This is a genomic window from Acinetobacter sp. UBA2581 (assembly GCF_002339435.1).
Lineage (GTDB): Bacteria > Pseudomonadota > Gammaproteobacteria > Pseudomonadales > Moraxellaceae > Acinetobacter > Acinetobacter variabilis.
The window spans coordinates 1-19,871 of record NZ_DDLD01000045.1 but is presented as its reverse complement, the minus strand read 5'-3'; the positions used below and the strand labels follow the sequence as shown (position 1 = coordinate 19,871).

17 protein-coding genes and 1 pseudogene are annotated in these 19,871 nt (G+C 43.3%); 9 read left to right on the top strand and 9 right to left on the bottom strand.

Going from position 1 to position 19,871, the window contains the following annotated elements; genetic code table 11:
* Positions 1–100: 100 nt before the first annotated feature.
* The 5 genes from argB to B3Q46_RS05255 form a co-directional block, all read right to left on the bottom strand.
* Positions 101–1,009 (bottom strand): acetylglutamate kinase, encoded by a 909-nt coding sequence (gene argB, locus B3Q46_RS05275; RefSeq protein WP_004783250.1) that lies wholly within the window; start codon positions 1,007–1,009, stop codon positions 101–103.
* Positions 1,010–1,019: 10 nt separating this feature from the next.
* On the bottom strand, positions 1,020–2,438 hold the full coding sequence (locus tag B3Q46_RS05270) for a phosphomannomutase/phosphoglucomutase (protein ID WP_004783252.1): 1,419 nt from the start codon (positions 2,436–2,438) through the stop codon (positions 1,020–1,022).
* A gap of 419 nt (positions 2,439–2,857) precedes the next feature.
* Positions 2,858–3,310 (bottom strand): dUTP diphosphatase, encoded by a 453-nt coding sequence (gene dut / locus B3Q46_RS05265; protein ID WP_004783254.1) that lies wholly within the window; start codon positions 3,308–3,310, stop codon positions 2,858–2,860.
* Between the two features lie 65 nt (positions 3,311–3,375).
* Positions 3,376–5,415, bottom strand: coding sequence for a DNA helicase Rep (rep, locus tag B3Q46_RS05260; RefSeq protein ID WP_004783256.1), 2,040 nt, complete (start codon positions 5,413–5,415; stop codon positions 3,376–3,378).
* 135 nt (positions 5,416–5,550) lie between these two features.
* On the bottom strand, positions 5,551–6,204 hold the full coding sequence (locus B3Q46_RS05255) for an OmpA family protein (protein WP_004783257.1): 654 nt from the start codon (positions 6,202–6,204) through the stop codon (positions 5,551–5,553).
* A gap of 253 nt (positions 6,205–6,457) precedes the next feature.
* Between B3Q46_RS05255 and B3Q46_RS05250 the strand changes: the two genes are divergently transcribed.
* The 6 genes from B3Q46_RS05250 (at position 6,458) to B3Q46_RS05225 (ending at position 11,027) form a co-directional block, all read left to right on the top strand.
* Positions 6,458–7,399, top strand: a complete 942-nt coding sequence (locus B3Q46_RS05250) for an acyltransferase (RefSeq protein ID WP_004783259.1) — start codon at positions 6,458–6,460, stop codon at positions 7,397–7,399.
* 2 nt (positions 7,400–7,401) lie between these two features.
* Positions 7,402–8,466: a hypothetical protein gene (locus B3Q46_RS05245; protein WP_004783261.1), complete on the top strand. Its 1,065-nt coding sequence runs from the start codon at positions 7,402–7,404 to the stop codon at positions 8,464–8,466.
* Between the two features lie 160 nt (positions 8,467–8,626).
* A complete protein-coding gene (gene minC / locus B3Q46_RS05240; RefSeq protein WP_004783263.1) occupies positions 8,627–9,340 on the top strand; it encodes a septum site-determining protein MinC in 714 nt (237 codons plus the stop codon).
* 66 nt (positions 9,341–9,406) lie between these two features.
* Positions 9,407–10,219 carry a septum site-determining protein MinD gene (minD, locus tag B3Q46_RS05235; protein WP_004646120.1) on the top strand — a complete coding sequence of 271 codons (813 nt, stop codon included), beginning with the start codon at positions 9,407–9,409 and terminating at the stop codon, positions 10,217–10,219.
* A gap of 2 nt (positions 10,220–10,221) precedes the next feature.
* The gene (gene minE, locus B3Q46_RS05230) at positions 10,222–10,494 is read left to right on the top strand and encodes a cell division topological specificity factor MinE (protein ID WP_004783265.1); all 273 of its coding nucleotides are present in this window, start codon (positions 10,222–10,224) and stop codon (positions 10,492–10,494) included.
* 245 nt (positions 10,495–10,739) lie between these two features.
* Complete coding sequence (locus B3Q46_RS05225) at positions 10,740–11,027, top strand: PA4642 family protein (protein WP_004783267.1); 288 nt, start codon at positions 10,740–10,742, stop codon at positions 11,025–11,027.
* A gap of 61 nt (positions 11,028–11,088) precedes the next feature.
* Here B3Q46_RS05225 and B3Q46_RS05220 read toward each other — a convergent pair whose 3' ends face one another.
* Positions 11,089–14,133 carry a DNA translocase FtsK gene (locus B3Q46_RS05220; RefSeq protein WP_005234305.1) on the bottom strand — a complete coding sequence of 1,015 codons (3,045 nt, stop codon included), beginning with the start codon at positions 14,131–14,133 and terminating at the stop codon, positions 11,089–11,091.
* A gap of 238 nt (positions 14,134–14,371) precedes the next feature.
* Here B3Q46_RS05220 and trxB point away from each other — a divergent pair, with 238 nt between their 5' ends.
* The 3 genes from trxB (at position 14,372) to B3Q46_RS05205 (ending at position 16,983) form a co-directional block, all read left to right on the top strand.
* The gene (gene trxB / locus B3Q46_RS05215) at positions 14,372–15,331 is read left to right on the top strand and encodes a thioredoxin-disulfide reductase (RefSeq protein WP_004783272.1); all 960 of its coding nucleotides are present in this window, start codon (positions 14,372–14,374) and stop codon (positions 15,329–15,331) included.
* Positions 15,332–15,414: 83 nt separating this feature from the next.
* Positions 15,415–16,146, top strand: a complete 732-nt coding sequence (aat, locus tag B3Q46_RS05210) for a leucyl/phenylalanyl-tRNA--protein transferase (protein WP_004783274.1) — start codon at positions 15,415–15,417, stop codon at positions 16,144–16,146.
* A gap of 21 nt (positions 16,147–16,167) precedes the next feature.
* Positions 16,168–16,983, top strand: coding sequence for an arginyltransferase (locus B3Q46_RS05205; RefSeq protein ID WP_005234302.1), 816 nt, complete (start codon positions 16,168–16,170; stop codon positions 16,981–16,983).
* Between the two features lie 27 nt (positions 16,984–17,010).
* On the opposite strand, the gene rimI is transcribed toward B3Q46_RS05205, so the two are convergent.
* The 3 genes and pseudogenes from rimI to tuf form a co-directional block, all read right to left on the bottom strand.
* Positions 17,011–17,469, bottom strand: a complete 459-nt coding sequence (gene rimI, locus B3Q46_RS05200; protein ID WP_104426557.1) for a ribosomal protein S18-alanine N-acetyltransferase — start codon at positions 17,467–17,469, stop codon at positions 17,011–17,013.
* 113 nt (positions 17,470–17,582) lie between these two features.
* Positions 17,583–18,465: pseudogene (locus B3Q46_RS05195) on the bottom strand (metal-dependent hydrolase).
* A gap of 233 nt (positions 18,466–18,698) precedes the next feature.
* Positions 18,699–19,871: elongation factor Tu (gene tuf, locus B3Q46_RS05190; RefSeq protein ID WP_286713860.1), on the bottom strand; the 1,173-nt coding region annotated here is incomplete at its 5' end.

Sequence of the window (19,871 nt, the reverse complement as noted above, 5' to 3'; positions counted from 1 at the left end):
TTATGTCGAACTCAGGTTAATATTATCTAGTGATCAAAATCTTAAAATAAAAGAAATAAAAAAGAGGCTCAAGTGAGACTCTTTGATATTCAATTTATCCTTATGGACGATGTGGATTAGAACGATTGGTAATTAAAGTTCCCACACCATGATCAGTAAAGATTTCTAACAAGCTGGCATGTGGTACGCGACCATCCACGATATGTGCACTGATCACGCCGCCTTTTACTGCATCAAGCGCACAGCCGACTTTAGGAATCATGCCACCATAAATCACACCTGTTTCGATCAGACGATCAACTTCTTGGGTCGTTAAACCGGTCAACAGATTTTTATTTTCGTCCAGCACACCGGTAATATTCGTCAGAAGAATCAGTTTTTCTGCCCCTAATGCTTCTGCCACTTTACCCGCGACCAGATCGGCATTGATGTTATAAGTATTGCCTTCTTCATCGACACCGAGTGGTGCAATCACTGGAATGAAATCACTGTTGGTAAACATTTCCAGTACGTCAGTTTTTACACCCATCACTTCACCGACCATACCCAGGTCTACTTTCTGGATTGAACCGTCTTCAGCCGTCTTTTCCATTAATAGCTTTTTGGCACGCAGCAAGTTGCCATCTTTACCGGTTAGACCAATTGCACGACCACCATGTTTGTTGATTAGGTTCACGATTGATTTGTTTACGCTGCCGCCTAGAACCATCTCAACCACTTCCATGGTTGCCGGATCTGTCACACGCATACCGTCAATGCGGTCAGATTCACGGCCTAGCTGTTTCAGCATAGAATCTACTTGTGGACCACCGCCGTGTACCACGATCGGGTTCAAACCCACGGTTTTTAATAAAACGATATCACGTGCAAAAGAGCTTTCCAGCTCAGGATCCGTCATCGCGTTGCCACCGTATTTTACCACCAGGGTTTTACCCGCAAAGCGTTGAATATACGGCAAAGCTTCAGTCAAAATTTGTGCTTTGTCGATGCCTGTATGCTGATTTGGCATTCGCCTCTCCTTATTGAGCATCTAAAATGTCTTGAGCGATCTGTGGATAACGGTCACGCAACATGGATACAAACAGATGTCGAATTTCATTCAGGCCTTGTGCATCATTGGCATCAAAGCGCACCGTGAAATATTCACCCGTATTGGATGCTCGAATGATGCCAAAACCATCATCAAAATCAAGACGTATCCCGTCAATTTTACTGATTCGTGCATTTAATTGCGTAGATTGCTGCTCAACAAAGTTTAAAAGCTCAACAGGCTGCACCTGATGAGTAGAAATATATAAGTCTTCAGTTCCATGACGTTTTGGATACGCACGTAAGGCTTCACTTAAGGTCATACCTTTCTGATCCAGATATTCCATGACCCGAAGCGCCGCATAGAGGCCATCATCATAGCCCCAGCCACGTCCGTCATTAAAAACATAATGCCCCGCATATTCACCACCAAAAATAGCCTGATGCTGGGACTGCGCCAGATATTTACGCAGGAATGAGCTGCCAGTACGAATCATCACCGGTTTTCCGCCCAGGCGTTGAACTGTATCGCGAATCAGGGTTGAACATTTAACGTCATAAACAAACTGACATGCTTCTGTGCCAGTCATACAAATTTCTGCGAATAAACAGAGAAGCTGATCAGCACTAATAATGACACCCTGCTCATCCACCAGTACCAACCGGTCCCCATCACCATCTAGGGCAATACCCAAATCAGCCTGCTGTTGCAGGACGACCTGACGTAAGGTTTGCAAATGTGCTTCCTGAGAGGGGTCAGGCGCATGATCAGGAAAATGCCCATTGGCTTCACAACGTAAGGCGGTAACTTCACAACCTAGTTTTTGGAGTACCAAATTGGCACAGCGTCCTGCTGAACCGTTCAGGCCATCCAACACCACTTTAAATGGGTGCTTCAGCTGAATATCTTCAAGCATTTCCTGCTGATATTGCAGACAAAATTCGGGAATAATTTGGTGAGGCAAATCATTCAGGTACGATAAAGAACTATTTACATGAAGTTTTGCTTTTTGTGCGACCTGCTGAATCATCTCGGGACAAGGCGGCTCCCCTGCAATAATCCATTTAATTCCATTATCTTCTTTAGGATTATGGCTGGCCGTTACCATCACACCATTGCCATTAAACTGACGCGCTATGTAGTACAGCATCGGACTGGAACAACAGCCGATAATAGCGGCTTCAATAGCATAGTCCTGAAAAATACGGCGAATGGTTTCAGCAAAAGCCGGGCTGCTGATGCGGGCATCATAGCCAATCGCAACCCGAGTCTGCCCCGCAGCTTGATATTGCTGAGCCAGACCATGCGCAATAGCATCAATCACACCTGTATTGAGTAAACTGACTTTACCTCGGATATCGTAGGCACGAAAAATGTGAGCCGGAAAGGGTTGATTCATGGATCCCATAAACTGTTCTTTTCACTATTGAATATAAGGGGATAAAATAATGATTAAGCAATCATCATGACTTTAAACATTTGTTTTTGTTTTAAGACTCTGTATTTTTATATGAATTGAATGTGACAATCAATTATAAAAGTATAATTATTAATCTTTTATGTATTTAATTTGTATAACTAGTAAAATAAATAAACCTGACTAACAATGACTTCTTGCATTATTTATCATCTATTTTCTTAAATTCTGGATAATTTTATTTTTCTATTTAAATGATACTAAAAATTTATTTAAATATTTTTCATTAAAATAAAATTCAAGAATAAAGTTTATTAAATAGCTCTGTCATTTTTTTATTATTTTTATGATTAAAACTCTAAAAAAAGATGACTTAACCCAGAACATCCAAGTTAAGTCATCCTTTAATTTTAGTTTTTACCAGTATGACCGAAACCACCTGCGCCACGCTCGGTTGCTTCAAATTCATTCACCAGATCAAACTCAGCCTGTACCACAGGGACTAATACATATTGGGCTAAACGCTCACCAGGTTCCAGGCTAAATGCAGTTTGACTACGGTTCCATACAGAGACCATCAGCTCGCCTTGGTAATCCGAATCGATCAGCCCAACCAGGTTGCCTAAAACGATCCCATGTTTATGACCTAAACCAGAACGTGGCAAGATCAAGCCAGCAAATGCTGGATCTTCAATATAAATTGCCAAACCAGTTTTTACTAAAACTGTTTGACCTGGTTCAATTACAGTCGTTTCGTTGACACATGCACGAAGATCGAGTCCTGCTGAGCCAGTCGTTGCATAAGTCGGCAATGGCCATTCCTGACCCAGACGTGAATCAAGGACTTTCACCTGAACTTTCATGTATTTATTCCTGTTGTTTAATATCAAAAAATTTAAAGAATCAAAATCGTAGTGTTCTGTTACTTTTAGCGTTTAATCAAGGCACGTAAATTATCCAGATAATGCTGAGCCTGCTGTTTTGGATCAATATTACCAGCCAGTTTTTTCTTACGGCCCAACCATTCCAGCTCATCTTCTGGAAGCTCATCCAGGAAGCGGCTTGGGGTCATCTGTTTCATCTGCCCACCCGCCTTACGTTGCTCAGCCAAGGTAATAGTCAAGCCCTGACGCGCACGGGTAATCCCCACATACATTAAACGCCGTTCTTCTTCGACTGTTTCCGCAGCAATCGAGTTTTTATGCGGCAGAATTTCTTCTTCCAGGCCGATCAGATAGACATACGGGAATTCCAGTCCTTTAGATGCATGTAAGGTCAGAAGGTTGACCTTATCGGTATCTTCTTCTTCCTGCTGCTGTTCCAGCATATCTAGGAGCACCATTTTACGGATGACACTTTCGATATTCTTTTCATCGACATCTTCTGCACGATTGATCAGACTCTGAATACTGCTATACAGCACTTCAATATTATCGAGTTTAGTTTTTTCCTGTGCCGGCGTCGCTGCGGATTCCTTGATATAGTCGATATAGCCTGCTTCCACCATCATCTGACGGATGATCGGTACCGGCTCATCATCTTCCAGCAAGTTACGGGTAAAGTTATTAATAAAATCGGAAAATTCTGCCAGTTGTGTCGTTGCTTTCTTTGGAATGACCATGGTTAGACGTTGATCGCCTGCTGCTGACAGTAGAGACAGATTATTTTCCTGGGCAAACAGACCGAGTTTTTCCAGCGTTACCGGGCCAATGGCACGTTTCGGCGTGTTAATAATTCGCAGGAAAGCGCTGTCATCTTCTGGGTTAATGATCAAGCGCAAGTAACTCATGATGTCCTTGATCTCTGCACGCGCAAAGAAGGACTGACCACCAGAAAGCTTGTAAGGAATCTGCATCTGGCGCAGCTGGGTTTCCAGAATACGTGCCTGGAAATTACCACGATACAGAATCGCGTAATCTTTCCAATTTTTACCATTCATCAGCTTATGCGTGATCAGGTCTTTGACTACGCGTTCTGCTTCATCGTCATCATTACGACAAGTGATGACCCGAATCACTTCACCGTGACCTTTATCTGACCAAAGCTTTTTATCAAAGATATGCGGGTTGTTGCCAATCACGGTATTGGCAGCTTTCAGAATACGACTGGTAGAACGATAGTTCTGTTCCAGCTTGATCACTTTCAGATTCGGGAAATCCTGTTGTAACAGCGCCATATTTTCTGGCTTGGCACCACGCCAGGCATAAATCGACTGATCATCATCGCCTACCGCGGTGAACTGGCCCATGACCCCGACCAATAATTTTACCAGAATATACTGTGCCGTATTGGTATCCTGATATTCGTCAACCAGCAAATAACGTACACGGTTCTGCCATTTATCTCGGACTTCAGCATTTTCCTGTAGCAGACGCGTTGGCATCACAATCAGGTCATCAAAATCGACGGCGTTATAGGCACGCAGATTTCGCTCATAGAGCTGGTATAAATGCGCAAACTGAATATCTTCTGGAGTTTCACAAGTCGTGTGAGCCTGTTCTGGCGGAATCAGATCGTTTTTCCAGTCGGAAATCATCTTCATCGCTTTGGCAATCAGTTCTTTGCTTTCAGCACCAGATAAGTTATCGCGATGCATCAGATCCATCAAAATCCGCTTACAATCATCTGCATCCAGAATCGAGAAATTATTTTTTAGCGGTGTGTGTTTGAGCTCTAAACGTAATAAATTTAAACCAAAAGTATGGAAGGTAGAGACTGAAAGGCCTTTGGCTTCTTCTCGGGTCAGCAATTTGGTGACACGCTCTTTCATTTCACGTGCCGCCTTGTTGGTAAAGGTCATTGCCGTGATCCGGTGGGCCGGAATACCACAATGCTTGACCAAGTACGCGATTTTTCTTGTAATTACCGAGGTCTTGCCTGAACCCGCTCCGGCAAGTACTAACAAGGGTCCTTGAGTATATTTCATTGCTTCAAGTTGCTTGTCATTTAACTGACTGGCGAGTGACATATGGCTTCCTCTTCTAGATTCGGCTCCGATTATAGTCATCTCATGCCCAGATGCCTAATTGAAAATTCATTTTCCTGCGTCATCTTTCAGACATAAAAAAACCACCCGAAGGTGGTTTTTCTGCAAAATCAGTGATTACTGAACGGCATATACTGCAATTTCTACACGACGGTTTTGTTCTTTACCAGCCGCAGTTGAGTTGTCTGCGATCGGGTTCGCTGAACCAAGACCTTGTGCATTAATACGAGTACGTGCTACGCCTTGACCAGCAAGGTAGTTCGCAACAGATTGTGCACGTGCTTGAGACAATGGAATGTTGATTGAGTCATTACCAGTGCTGTCTGTATAACCAGTTACCAAAATACCACTTTGGCTGTCTTCAGTTAGAACTTGAGCAACTTTATTCAATGTTGCATAGAAGTTTGGTTTGATGTTTGACTTGTTAGTGTCAAATGTAATCGCACCAGGCATTACAAGGTTAATCGAACCATCTGCATTACGGTTAACGTCTACGCCAGTACCCGCTGTTGCTTGACGTAATTTTTTCTCTTTGTTATCCAGATAGACACCCGCTGCACCACCTACCACAGCACCAATTGCTGCTGCACGGTTGTTTTGACGGCTAGTATTGGCATTACTTTTAGAAACGCCGTAGCCAGCTGTAGCACCAATTAAAGTACCTAGAGCCGCTTTATCATATTCCACACCACCGATGTTACTGCCAGTTGATTGACAACCTGTAAGTGCTACGGCCCCTGCTACAGCTGCTGAAATTACTAGTGCACGCATCGCATGACTCCTTGTTGTATGCTTTGTTGTATAAACGAGATAATGATTTAAATTGAATGGTGTAACCATTGAATTTTTGTTAATAATAAATCGTTTAGTAATATTTTGTAATGTTTATATGTAACTAAATCAAAGTAGTTCGTCACAATATCTTCATAGTTTCCTGTTCAGGCTTTTTTATTTGCCTAACTGTCTCTATATTACTCAAAATATGAAAAAATTTAAGCGATTAATCTGTGGGGACTGTTTGGATATGTCATCGAATAGCAACAAGCAACCGACTTTAAAAAAACTGGCACGTGGCCTGACGGTCACTTCAGTCATGACTGGCAGTACTTTTTTTCATGGCCCCCCGGTGCTGGCCTTGGGTTTAACCAAACTTTTTAAAAAATCCGCAAAAGTGGATGAAACCAATATCAAGATTACCAACAGCTGGTTAGGGGTCAACAACTGGCTGATTGAGCATGTGCTGAAAAACACGCAATGGCAAATCAGCGTAGATGAATCACTGGATTTGAATATGCAGGGCCGTTATTTGATGACCTGTAATCATCAGAGCTGGGTCGATACTACTGTCAATCAATACTTCGGTCTGACCCGTATGCCCCTGACGCGCTTCTTTACCAAATGGGAACTTATTTTTATTCCTTTTGTTGGTCAGGCCTTTAAAATTTTGGGTTTCCCAATGATGAAAAGGCATAGCAAGGAACAGATTGCTAAAAATCCTGCGCTGAAATATCGGGATATGGAAGAGGCACGTAAATCCTGTGAACAGCTGATCAGTCAGCCTTTTACCCTGTTAAATTATCTGGAAGGCACCCGCTTTACCCAAGAAAAGCATGATCAGCAGCAGTCTCCCTATATACATTTACTGAAACCTAAAGCCGGTGGTCTGGCATTGGCGCTCAGTATTCTCGGCGATAAAATTGATGCGCTGGTCGACATGACCATTGTTTATCCTGATGGTATTCCGAGCTATGGTGAATTTTGGTTAGGTGAAGTGCCACGTATTGCGGTAAATTTAAGAAAAATTGATATTCCTGACTGGGTACTGGGCGGCAATTATGAAGATGATGCTGAATATCGTGCACGTTTTCAAAAATGGATTGATCAAATCTGGACTGAAAAAGATCAGCTCATCGCACAAATGCAGCAGAACTTTGCCCGAGCTCCAGTCGGATCTGTAACCGAGTAATTATGAAGAACGACAACCCGGACATTACGTCTAGCTCATTTAAATTTGTTCGTAAAGGAACATGGGGCTGGAAAATTGCACTGATTTACGACATTTTCATGATGGTTTTAATCATCATCAATCTGTTCTGTCTCAGTGCCAACGCCATTTTAATGAGCGATTTTGGGCAGTGGTTGTTTGACTTCATTCGTTTACCGGAAATCTTGCAGTTTTATAAAAGTGATTTACGCCCTTGGGTCATCATTACAGAGGGTTGGTTTACCACTTTCTTGGTCTGTGAATTACTGGCACGCTGGGTTATCGCAATTGTCCTGCGTCATCATCGACGCTGGTGGTTCTTCCCTTTTGTACACTGGTATGAAATTTTATCCATTATCCCTCAGCTACGTTTTCTGCGCCTGCTACGTGCGGTTGCTATTGGCTACAACCTGCATAGTCATGGTTATAAAGTAATTCCCAACCGCTGGTATCGCCAAGGTAACTTTTATTACAACATGCTGATGGAAGAGCTTTCCAGCCGGGTGGTACTTACCGTACTGGATGGTATCAAGCGTGAACTGACCACGAGCACATCACATAAACAGTTAATTGATGATTTGGTGGAACATCACCGTAAATTACTGGCCATTGCTTTGGCAGATATCTTGCAAGAATCTTTGGGCAAGGAATTACAATCACAACGTTCCATGATCGCTAAAAATGTAGGGCAAGTCGTCAATCAGGCGATTGAAGATACTCCAGAACTAACCCAATTATTACGTTTGATTCCAATTGTGGGCAGCCGGATTGAACAGCAAATTCAAAGTATTGGTCAACGCCTGGGAGAAAATATTACGCAAGGACTGATTGAACCATTTACTCACACAGGTCAAAAAGAAAATCCGACTTTTACCCTAATTTCAGATAAAATCAGCCAGATTCAGATTGAACATAATCCACATATTGATAAATTGGTCGAATCGGCTGTTTTTGAAACACTTGAAGCAATCCGAAAACAGGTGAAAGTCAAACAGTGGCAACAGATTTTAGAAGAACATGAGCAAAATCAGGGCTCAATAGATAGATGAGTTTTCATTTGTGGAATCGGCTAAGATAAGCCGATTCTATTCGTATAAAAAAATAACTTGGATCGCTAGAGAATTAACGAAATTTGTTCTAGGATTTGCACTATTTACAACATTGCTTCGACACAAAAACCAGCACGTCAGAAGTATTTAAGGAAGAATTATGGCTGATATACGGATAAAAGGCAGAATGGTCAATGCGATACGCATTAGCCTAGATACCAATGATCATGATGCAATCCGCCAGCAACTTAGCCCAAAATTACAAGCAGCATTTCCGCCAGGCACATTGGCGGTGATTGAAAGTTCAGTTGAACAGGAACTCATTGCGCTGATTCAATTGTTAATCAGTCTGGATGTACAGCCTATGGCTGTTACTGAAGGCTTACTTGGAGATCAGGCGCGCGCCATTCAGTTCCCGGTACTGCCACCTGATCGCCAGTTAGAGGAAATTAAAGCCACCAAAGAACAGGTTGTGGAAGTTAAACCAGAACCTACAGCGGTGAATGATGATCAAGCGCCTGCTGCCCCGATCGTTGCGCATATCACTTCATATCATGATGAAATTCTGCGTACTGGCCAATGTATCGTGCAGCATAATGGCGACATTATTATCAATGCCGGTATCAACAGTGGGTCAGAAGTGATTGCTTCAGGCAATATCCATGTCTATGGCAGCGTGCGTGGTCGTGTCATTGCAGGTGTCGGTGGCAATACGGCGGCACGTATTTTCTGTCATAGCCTCGAAGCAGAACTGATTTCGATCGCAGGCACCTATTGCGTAGCGGATGACATTCCTCCGCATGTGGTCAAAAAATCAGTGCATATTTACTTGAATGATCAACAAGAGCTTGTATTTGAAGCTCTACAATTTTAATGTATAAATAAACACCAAAAACCCCATTTTAAACAGGGGATTTGAACCATAACAGGAGTGGATTCGGTGGCGAAAATTGTTGTCGTAACATCAGGCAAAGGTGGTGTAGGTAAAACTACAACAAGTGCATCTTTTGCAACAGGTTTAGCCCTACGTGGTCACAAAACTGTTGTTATTGATTTTGATGTAGGTTTACGTAACCTTGATTTGATTATGGGCTGTGAACGCCGTGTAGTTTATGATTTTGTGAATGTTTTAAATAACGAAGCACGATTACAACAAGCACTGATTCGCGATAAAGATATTGAGAATTTATATATTTTACCTGCTTCCCAAACACGTGATAAAGATGCCTTAACCGATGAGGGTGTAGCACGTGTAATGGATGAGCTTTCGCAGGAATTTGACTATATTATTTGTGATTCACCTGCCGGTATCGAGCGTGGTGCCATTCTGGCCATGTACCATGCGGATGAAGCGATCATTGTGACCAACCCTGAAATTTCTTCAGTCCGTGACTCTGACCGTATCATTGGTATGCTCGATAGCAAAACAAAAAAAGTAGAACAAAACGAAGGTCGCATCCGTAAGCATCTGTGTATTACCCGTTTCAATCCGGAACGTGCCGATAAACAGGAAATGCTGACGATTGACGATATTTCTAAGGATATTTTACGTGTACCGACCCTAGGTGTTATTCCTGAGTGTCCAAGCGTTTTACAAGCATCAAACGAAGGTAAGCCAGTGATTCTTTTCACTGAGGCTTCAGCGGGTCAGGCTTATGATGACCTGGTGGCGCGTTTCCTTGGTGAAGAGCGTCCTTACCGTCATATTGAGGTAAAACCTAAGGGCTGGTTAGCACGATTATTTGGAGCGTAAACATGGCTGGATTCTGGAGTAAACTTTTTAGTAGCGAGGATAAACCATCAAGCGCACAAACCGCAAAAGACCGTTTGAAAGTCATTGTTGCTTCTGAACAGGGTTTGGGGCGCCGTTTGAGTCAGGATAAAATTGACCAGATGAAGACAGAAATCATGCAAGTGGTCAATCGCTACGTCCGCGGAGTTGATGAACAGCACATTCAGATGCAGGTACGTTCTGAAGCAAATATTGAAATGCTTGAAATGAATATCAATTTACCTGAAGAGCGATAATCTGAATTTTGATTAGTCAAGTAAATTGATTCAAGGCAAAATATGAGCCTCAACAAAGCGTTGCTTTGTTGAGGCGCAAGACAAGAAGCTTGGCTTCGCGTAGATTTGATAGTAATTATTATTTTATCTAGTCTCAAAACGTGAAGTGATACTTCGAATGGACAAAGTGCATGATAAGACTTTGCCTCTTGCGAACTCATATTTTGCCTTTTTTCATGCCGAAGAATTACATCAAGGAGATTGCGATGGCATTATCTCAACCAGCGACCTTTAACGAAGAATGGTCAGATGAGCGTGTATATGCCTACCTGAATCAGCTTCCTCCTGCAGGCGTCAATGCAGATTTTCATGTGCTTTATCATGCATTCAAGCATATGCGTCCTTTTGACTATGAGCGCCTGTTAACCAAATTTGTCGCAGACGGTCGCGATCTTAACGCCACCAATCCAGAAGGACAGCGCATTCATGACGTGATTGCCACTTATCCACGTCAAAGTGCCGAGTTCCTGGCAGTATTAGAAAAATTTGCATAAATTGAAATGTATAAAAAAGCCTGCTTTAAGCAGGCTTTTTTTATCACTCGAGATTCTGGATTTAAACCAGAATCTCACGCTTACCATTGGCACCCATTGAGCTGACAATGCCATTTTCTTCCATCTGGTCAATGATCCGTGCAGCACGGTTATAACCTAGACTGAATTTACGCTGCAAAGATGAGGTTGATGCTTTGCGGGTTTCCAAAACAAAAGCCACACACTGGTCATACAGCGCATCTCGATCTGATCCGCCATCTCCACCATCTTCAAAGCCGCGACTAGACGGTTCTTCATCGAATGGAGTCAGGATCTCATCCACATAGTTTGGTGCACCACGTTCACGCCATGCATCACAGATTCGGTTCACCTCATCATCGGCAATAAAGGCACCGTGTACGCGCTCAGGCTCAATTTTACCCGGGCCGAGGAACAGCATATCACCATGACCTAGCAGGTCTTCTGCACCACCTGCATCGAGAATGGTACGTGAGTCAATTTTCGAGTTCACACGAAGTGCGACACGTGTTGGAATATTCGCCTTAATCAGACCGGTGATGACATCTACCGATGGACGCTGAGTGGCCAGTAACAGGTGAATACCAGCAGCACGGGATTTCTGTGCCAGACGGGTAATCATTTCTTCAGCTTTCTTACCGACCTGCATGATCATATCTGCGAACTCGTCCGCTACGATCACAATTGAAGGTAGTGGTGTCAGACGTGGCGCACGCTCCCCTGCCACAGACTCACTGGCTTTCCAGGTTGGATCAAATAGCTCTTCACCATTGGCAAGCGCCTCTTCCACCTTACGGTTATAATCACTGAGCTTACGAATTTTCAGGAAGGACATCAGCTTATAACGGCGTTCCATTTCATTCACACACCAGTTCAAGGCACTGACCGCATCTTTCATATCAGTCACGACTGGCGTTAACAGATGTGGAATATCGTTATAGTTGGCCAATTCAAGCTGTTTTGGATCGATCAGAATTAAGCGTAACTGATCAGGTGTGTATTTTAATAGCATCGATAGAATCATCGAGTTAACCGCCACCGATTTACCAGAACCTGTAGTCCCTGCTACCAGCATATGCGGTGCTTTACCCAGTTCAGTAATTACCGGATTACCTGAAATATCCTTACCCATGGCCATCGACAAAATGCCATCGGGATCATTGAATTTTGGAATCTGTACCAGTTCAATCAAACGCACCATTTCACGGCTGCTGTTCGGAACTTCAATACCGATATAAGGCTTACCTGGAATAACTTCGACTACACGTACTGAAGCCATTGACATCGAACGGGCCAAGTCACGTGAAATATTAGTGACTTTGGAAGCTTTCACACCAGGTGCAAGATCCAGTTCAAAACGTGTCACGACTGGACCTGGTTGAGCTTCGACTACTTTGGCTTTAACGTTAAATTCCTGAAGTTTGATTTCCAGAAGTTCTGATAAACGGGATAATTGCTCTTCAGTGAAATTCACTTTTTTGTTCGGATCAACTTTATCCAGCAATTCCAGACCCGGCAATGGTGACAGGTCTTTACGGCGCTCAGCGACCTGCATAGCACGTGACATTGGACGACCAGCGGCATCCGTCAGTGGCGCATCGAAGTCAAACTCGTCTTCCTCCTGAGGCTTACCGGCAGTTTCATGCCAAGCTTCAATAAATTCTTCTTTGGACAATGCTTCCCGAACTGCTGCATTAGTCGCTGCGGTTTGAGCTGTTGTCTCTACACGCTGAATCGGTGCCTGAACAAAAGCAGAAGACTGGGCATAGCTTGATGCACGTACAGGTGCGGGTTTTGGCTCATCAGCTTCAACCAGCAAGTCATCCAGATCATCAAAGTCCGCTTCCAGGCTGGTATTTTTAACCGCATGTGCAGCCATGAGCGGAGCAGCAGTGGAACTGACCGTTCCAGCATCTTCTACAATTCTGAGGGATTTTTCAGCTGCTGCTGAATTGAACGGGCTATGCACATCCGTTGCGGTTTTACCTTGCGGAACTGCTGCCAATAACTCATCAAAAATTTCATCATCATCCCAGTCCAGATTATTCTTAGCTGTAGCGGATGATGTTACTTCATGAGCACTGTGATTTGTTGGTGTAGCTGCAAATGCGTCAGGAGAAAATTCGGCCTGCTCTTCTTCTGCAGCTTTAAGTAAAGCATCGATATCCTGCTTGTGACGCTGGTCTTCATTGGAATGTAACGCACGCCACACCTCTCCTGTTGCCACCACACGATCCGGCTCTGCTATTCGCGGTGCTGCCTGTACAGGTTCTGTAACTGATGCCTGTACAGGTTCAGAGATATCTTCTTCATAGTGGTGAGGCTGGTGCGATTCTTTATCTGCAAAATCCTCAAACAGGCGCTCAGCGACATGATCGCGAACTACAGGATCGACTTCTACCAGATTATGTTCAGGTGCGGCAGTGACTGGTACTGTCACTTTTTTGGCAGCTGTTTTTACTGCTTCTTTTTTAATAACAGGTGCAGTACGGTCAAAATCCGACATACCTTCTGGCACATTACGGTAGAACAGGTCTTGCAGATAAGCAGGCGTTGCCTTGAGACTGCTCCAGGTCTTGTTCCATTTCACACCAAATGCCAAGGTAAATAGAACCACCCAAAGCACAAGCAAGAAAAAAGCTGCGCCATAGACAGTTAATAATTGTTCAAGACTTTGGCCCAGCTCATAGCCAATAATGCCGCCTGAAGAATTGTCCAGCGTATCAGCTGGAACTTGCCAGAATAGAAACAGCAATGCTGATGTGGTCAATAACAGGAAGAATTGGGCAGCATAACGGAATGGACGGTTCAGGAAGCTGCGCGGCCACCAGACCTGGATTGCTTCCATAAACAGATACACAGGGATCAGCAGGCTTGCCCAGCCGAGAAAGCCAAATAACAGGTCTGAAATCCAGGCCCCCGCAACCCCACTCGCATTTGAAACTGTCTGCGTATCACTAGAGATATGCATCCACCCCGGATCAAATGGTGTATAGGTCACTGTTGCAAGAAACAGATAAATCCCAAATGAGACTAAAAATAATGTCATTACTAAGCGCTGTGCATAGGCACTCGACACCGCTGTCATATACTGTCCTGTAACCAATTCTTCATGAATATTCTTTTGCTGGTATGCTTCAAAAAAAGCGTCGCAATAAAATGCATATTATGCACCTGTTGCATCAAAAAAGATGCATTATTGTGTACTTCTTCTATATAGCCTAAATCGATTTCGATGATCAATAATATCGACTTTAATCTCACACCACTGTTATACAGTTTCACGTATAATTCAATAAATTTCTAAATAAAAAAGGATACAGCGAATGAGCGCACGTCACTCACGACTGATTATTTTAGGTTCTGGCCCTGCTGGCTATAGCGCAGCAGTCTATGCAGCGCGTGCAAACTTAAAACCGACTCTGATTGCAGGTCTGCAACTGGGCGGTCAATTAACCACAACGACTGAAGTAGATAATTGGCCTGGCGATCCTGAAGGTCTGACTGGTCCAGCTTTAATGGAACGTATGCAGGCTCATGCAGAACGTTTTGGTACTGAAATTGTCTATGATCATATCAATGAAGTTGATCTTAATGTTCGTCCATTCGTCCTCAAAGGCGATATGGAAGAGTTTACTTGTGATGCCCTGATCATTTGTACTGGCGCAACTGCGCAATACCTGGGTCTGGAATCAGAAGCTGCATTTATGGGTCAAGGCGTGAGCGCGTGTGCAACCTGTGACGGTTTCTTCTATAAAGAACAAAAAGTGATGGTTGTAGGCGGTGGTAATACCGCTGTTGAAGAAGCGTTATATCTCTCTAACATCGCTTCTCATGTGACTCTGGTCCATCGTCGTGACACGCTACGTTCTGAAAAAATCCTGCAAGACCATCTTTTTGAAAAAGAAAAAGAAGGCAAAATCAGTATTATCTGGAATCATCAGGTAGAAGAAGTGTTGGGTGATACCACTGGCGTCACTGCGGTGCGTTTAAAATCTACTCAAGATGATTCAACTCAGGATGTTGAAGTTTCGGGTCTATTTGTTGCTATTGGTCATAAACCTAATAGCACCATGTTCGAAGGCCAGCTAGAACTGCGTGATGGCTATATTCAGGTGCAAAGCGGTACCGCAGGGAATGCCACTCAAACCTCTATCCCGGGTGTATTTGCTGCAGGCGATATTGCAGACAGTATCTATCGTCAGGCGATTACTTCTGCAGGTTCAGGCTGTATGGCGGCACTGGATGCAGAAAAATATCTTGATGCCATGGGCAAATTAGACTAAGCAGCGAAAATAAAAAGACCGTCCATCATGGGCGGTTTTTTTATGTATGATAAAAACAGTCTATTACAAGATCAGGGTTCTGCATGCATCTTCTTCCTCCTTCACAGTACATTTTCCCCAATCCTGAAGAAGCGGATCTTGAAGGCGAAGGCCTGATTTGTATCGGTGCAGACCTCTCCCCTTCTACTTTGTATGAGGCCTATACCCATGGTCTGTTTCCCTGGTTTTCTGAAGGTGATCCGATCTGTTGGTGGAGTCCGGAACCACGCTGCATTATCCGGCCAGAGGATTATCATCCAAGCAAATCGCTACTTCGAAGCATGAAAAAGCAGGATTATAAAATTACGGTGAATCATGCTTTTGAAAGAGTGATCCGTTCCTGCTCATTGCCTCGCGCTTATGCAGATGAGACCTGGATTAGTGAAGAGATCATTCAAGGTTATTGCGACATGTTTGATGCAGGTTATGGTTATAGTATTGAGGTTTGGGATGAAGATCGCGTAGTAGGTGGACTCTATGGGGTAACTATCGGCAAGGGCTGCTTTGGTGAATCCATGTTTAGTACCCAAACCGATGTTTCTAAAATGGCTTTTTATACACTGATGCTGATTGGCAGAGAAAATCAGCTACCCTGGATTGACTGTCAATTGGTGAATGATCACTTGATGAGTCTAGGTGCCTGTACAATTTCTCGCCTTACATATCTTAAATCGTTACAAGATGTGATAAAACAGCCTGCGATCAATTGGAAAAAGTATCAAGACGGTGTATTTTCAAGTAAAACAATAGCGCAGTCTGCGCGATTAAGTGAATGAAAATAACAGAGGGCACTTGTTATGAACTCTTATCAACCACAGTCCCTGCTGAACGATTTACAGTATTATATTACGCCGCCGCATGACTGTAGCTATCTGCCGAACAAGTCCGCGCGCATGGTTTTTCTTGATCCAGCGCACCGTATTGATGTAGTGACGCTGTCCGAGCTTTCTCGTACCGGCTTCCGTCGTAGTGGTGATTTTGTCTATCGGCCTGAATGCCACCTGTGCCGTCAATGTTTATCTTCACGTATTCCTGTTCATGAATTTCAGATGAACAGCTCGCAAAAAAAAGCCTGGAAACGTAATCAGGATTTGACGGTTAAAATTACCCATCCTGAACAGGCCACAGATATACATTATGCCCTCTATGAACGTTATATTAATGAACGCCATGCAGATGGTGATATGTATCCACCTAGCCGTGACCAGTTCGAAAAGTTTTTACTGCAAAGCTGTACCGATAGTTTCTTTCTGGAATTATGGAAAGATGATCGTCTGATCAGTGTATCGACTTGTGACCTGCTCGATGATGGCGTTTCAGCGGTGTATACTTTCTTTGACCCTGATGAGAACCGCCGTTCCCTTGGTGCCTTTGCAATTCTGAAACAGATTGAACACACTCAAAAACTTGGTTTGCAGTTTGTCTATCTAGGCTACTGGGTTCCACATTCAGCCAAAATGAACTACAAGTCTCAATACCTGCCACTTGAATTATTGATCGACGGGCAATGGCGCCGATTAAACCGCACCCTTACCCCGGTGGAGATTGAACATCTGGGAAACTCCTTGATGACGACTTTGCCTAGCGGATGGAATAATCCCATCATCAAGTAAGTTATTCGTCAAATAAAAGCCGGAATATTATTTAAACAAGCTGGCAAAATCGTCAGTACAAGACTTCACCATAATAATGGCATGTTCCCGAGTGCCATTCGTATTCGGATAATAGTTCTTGCGCAGGTCAATCTGATGAAAACCGGTTTTTTCATACAATTTAATCGCAGTAGTATTGCTTTCACGTACTTCCAGAAAGATCTGTACCGGATTATTTTTCAGCAACTGGATGGATTCATCTAATAGCTGATAACCCAATCCCTTACCCTGTTGCGCAGGATCAATCGCCATCAGTAATAAATTGGCTTCATCCAATACTGGCTGTAAAATGCAGAACCCTACGACCTGCCCTGCCTGCTCAATCACAGTGCTTTGATAGGCAGTAACAGCATCTTCAAATTGTTTAAAGGTCCAGGGATGGGATTGTACTTTGGTTTCAATCTTGGCAACGGCTGGTACATCCGCAGCTTGCATCAAACGAATCATCTTCGTTCATCTTATCTAGAATTAACCTCCGCATTATAAAAACTTTATTTAAAAAATCGAGCAAAAAAATGAGCAACTTAGGTTGCTCTTCAGTCTTTTAATCTAGTTTCAAATTAAAGGCCCAGTTTTTGTTTCCAGCTTTGCAATAAGCTATGGGTGTCATGATCATTTGGATGAAAACCAGGTTTAAAGTACATCAACATTTCTTTGCCCATACCGGTAATAATTCCTTTAGATGGACTATAACCATAAGTATAGATTTCTTTTAAAGATTGAAGGCTTAACTGACGGTCTTCTTTCAATAAACGCAATACGAAGTAGCTTTGTACAAAGAATAGCGTGACCATCGCTGCAACCAGTGAAGTGGTACGCAGTAGATAAGATTTTAAACCTTTACCGAAAACACCTTCGAATACATCATAGGCCACGGCCTTATGTTCATTCTCTTCAATTGCATGCCAGAGCCACATGGTTTTCATGGTGTCATCTTTCATCAATTCCTGAATATGCTGATTGGTCAGTAACTGAGATGCAATGGTCGCAGTAAAATGTTCTAGTGCAGTCGTCGCAGTGAGGTCGACCATTTCCTGGGTAATACCAACTGGCTTACCGACTGCCGCAAAGATTTTGCGTGCAGTTTGAATGACTCGGTCAGTATAATGATCTAGCGTATCAACGTCATGGCCATGGCATTGCGCTGAGGCATTAAAGCCAACATGTTCCTGGGTATGCATGGCTTCCTGACCAATAAAGGCAGAAATTTCTTTTTGCAATGCTTCATTGTCTTTAATTGCTGGATGCTGACGTACAGCGCGAACAGAATCAATAAAGAATTTTTCGCCTGCCGGGAATAATGCAGAGAGTGCAGTCATAAAGTGAGTCAGTCCTGCTGAACCATTCATCCAGTACTCTGGCACTTGATCAAAAATCAAAACTCATACGACGTACCGGAAAACTTGCGCCTGCACGGTTGGTAATTTTCACTTGAGCATTCATACACTTACTCCCATCAGTTCTATATAGAGCTGAAATCTAATTATTAAAATTCTTATAATTATATTACTGCGTTGAATTTTTCACATAAGGGCAGATAAGGTCAGTGAAATATCACTTAAGGACAGCTTGTAAATATATTGTTAGACAATTTAAATATACTTGAAAATAAGTAATTTAAATTTACAGATATAAAAAAAGCGTCCCAAAGGGACGCTTTTTTACACAATCAGCGATTATGCAGTTACTTTAGCAACTACACCAGCACCAACTGTACGACCACCTTCACGGATCGCAAAACGTAGACCTGGGTCCATTGCGATTGGGTGGATCAGTTCTACTGACATTTCTACGTTGTCACCAGGCATAACCATTTCAACGCCTTCTTTCAAAGAAATCGCGCCAGTTACGTCAGTTGTACGGAAGTAGAACTGTGGACGGTAACCGTTAAGGAATGGAGTGTGACGACCACCTTCGTCTTTAGAAAGTACGTATACTTCTGCATCGAATTTAGTGTGCGGTTTGATAGAACCTGGTTTAGCAAGTACTTGACCACGTTGTACGTCTTCACGTTTAGTACCACGAAGCAAGATACCACAGTTCTCACCAGCACGGCCTTCGTCAAGAAGTTTACGGAACATTTCAACGCCAGTTACAGTAGTCTTAACTGTGTCTTTGATACCCACGATTTCAACTTCTTCACCAACTTTGATGATACCAGTTTCAACACGGCCAGTTACAACTGTACCACGACCAGAAATTGAGAATACGTCTTCGATTGGCATCAAGAATGCTTGGTCGATTGCACGTTCTGGTTCTGGGATGTAAGAGTCAAGCGCTTCAACAAGAGCTACAACAGCGTCTTCACCGTATTGACCAGCTTCACCGTTAAGTGCAGCAAGTGCTGAACCACGGATTACAGGAGTGTCATCACCTGGGAAGTCGTAAGTAGAAAGAAGTTCACGAACTTCCATTTCAACCAGTTCAAGAAGCTCTTCGTCGTCTACAAGGTCGCATTTGTTCAAGAATACAACGATGTAAGGTACACCTACCTGACGAGAAAGCAGGATGTGTTCACGAGTTTGTGGCATTGGACCGTCAGTCGCAGCACATACAAGGATCGCGCCGTCCATCTGAGCAGCACCAGTAATCATGTTTTTAACATAATCGGCGTGGCCCGGGCAGTCTACGTGAGCGTAGTGACGAGTTGGAGAATCGTATTCTACGTGTGAAGTATTAATTGTAATACCACGTGCTTTTTCTTCTGGTGCAGAGTCGATTGCAGCGTAGTCTTTCGCTTCACCACCGAATTTTTTAGCACATACAGTTGCAATCGCAGCTGTTAAAGTTGTTTTACCATGGTCAACGTGACCGATTGTGCCCACGTTAACGTGTGGCTTATTACGTTC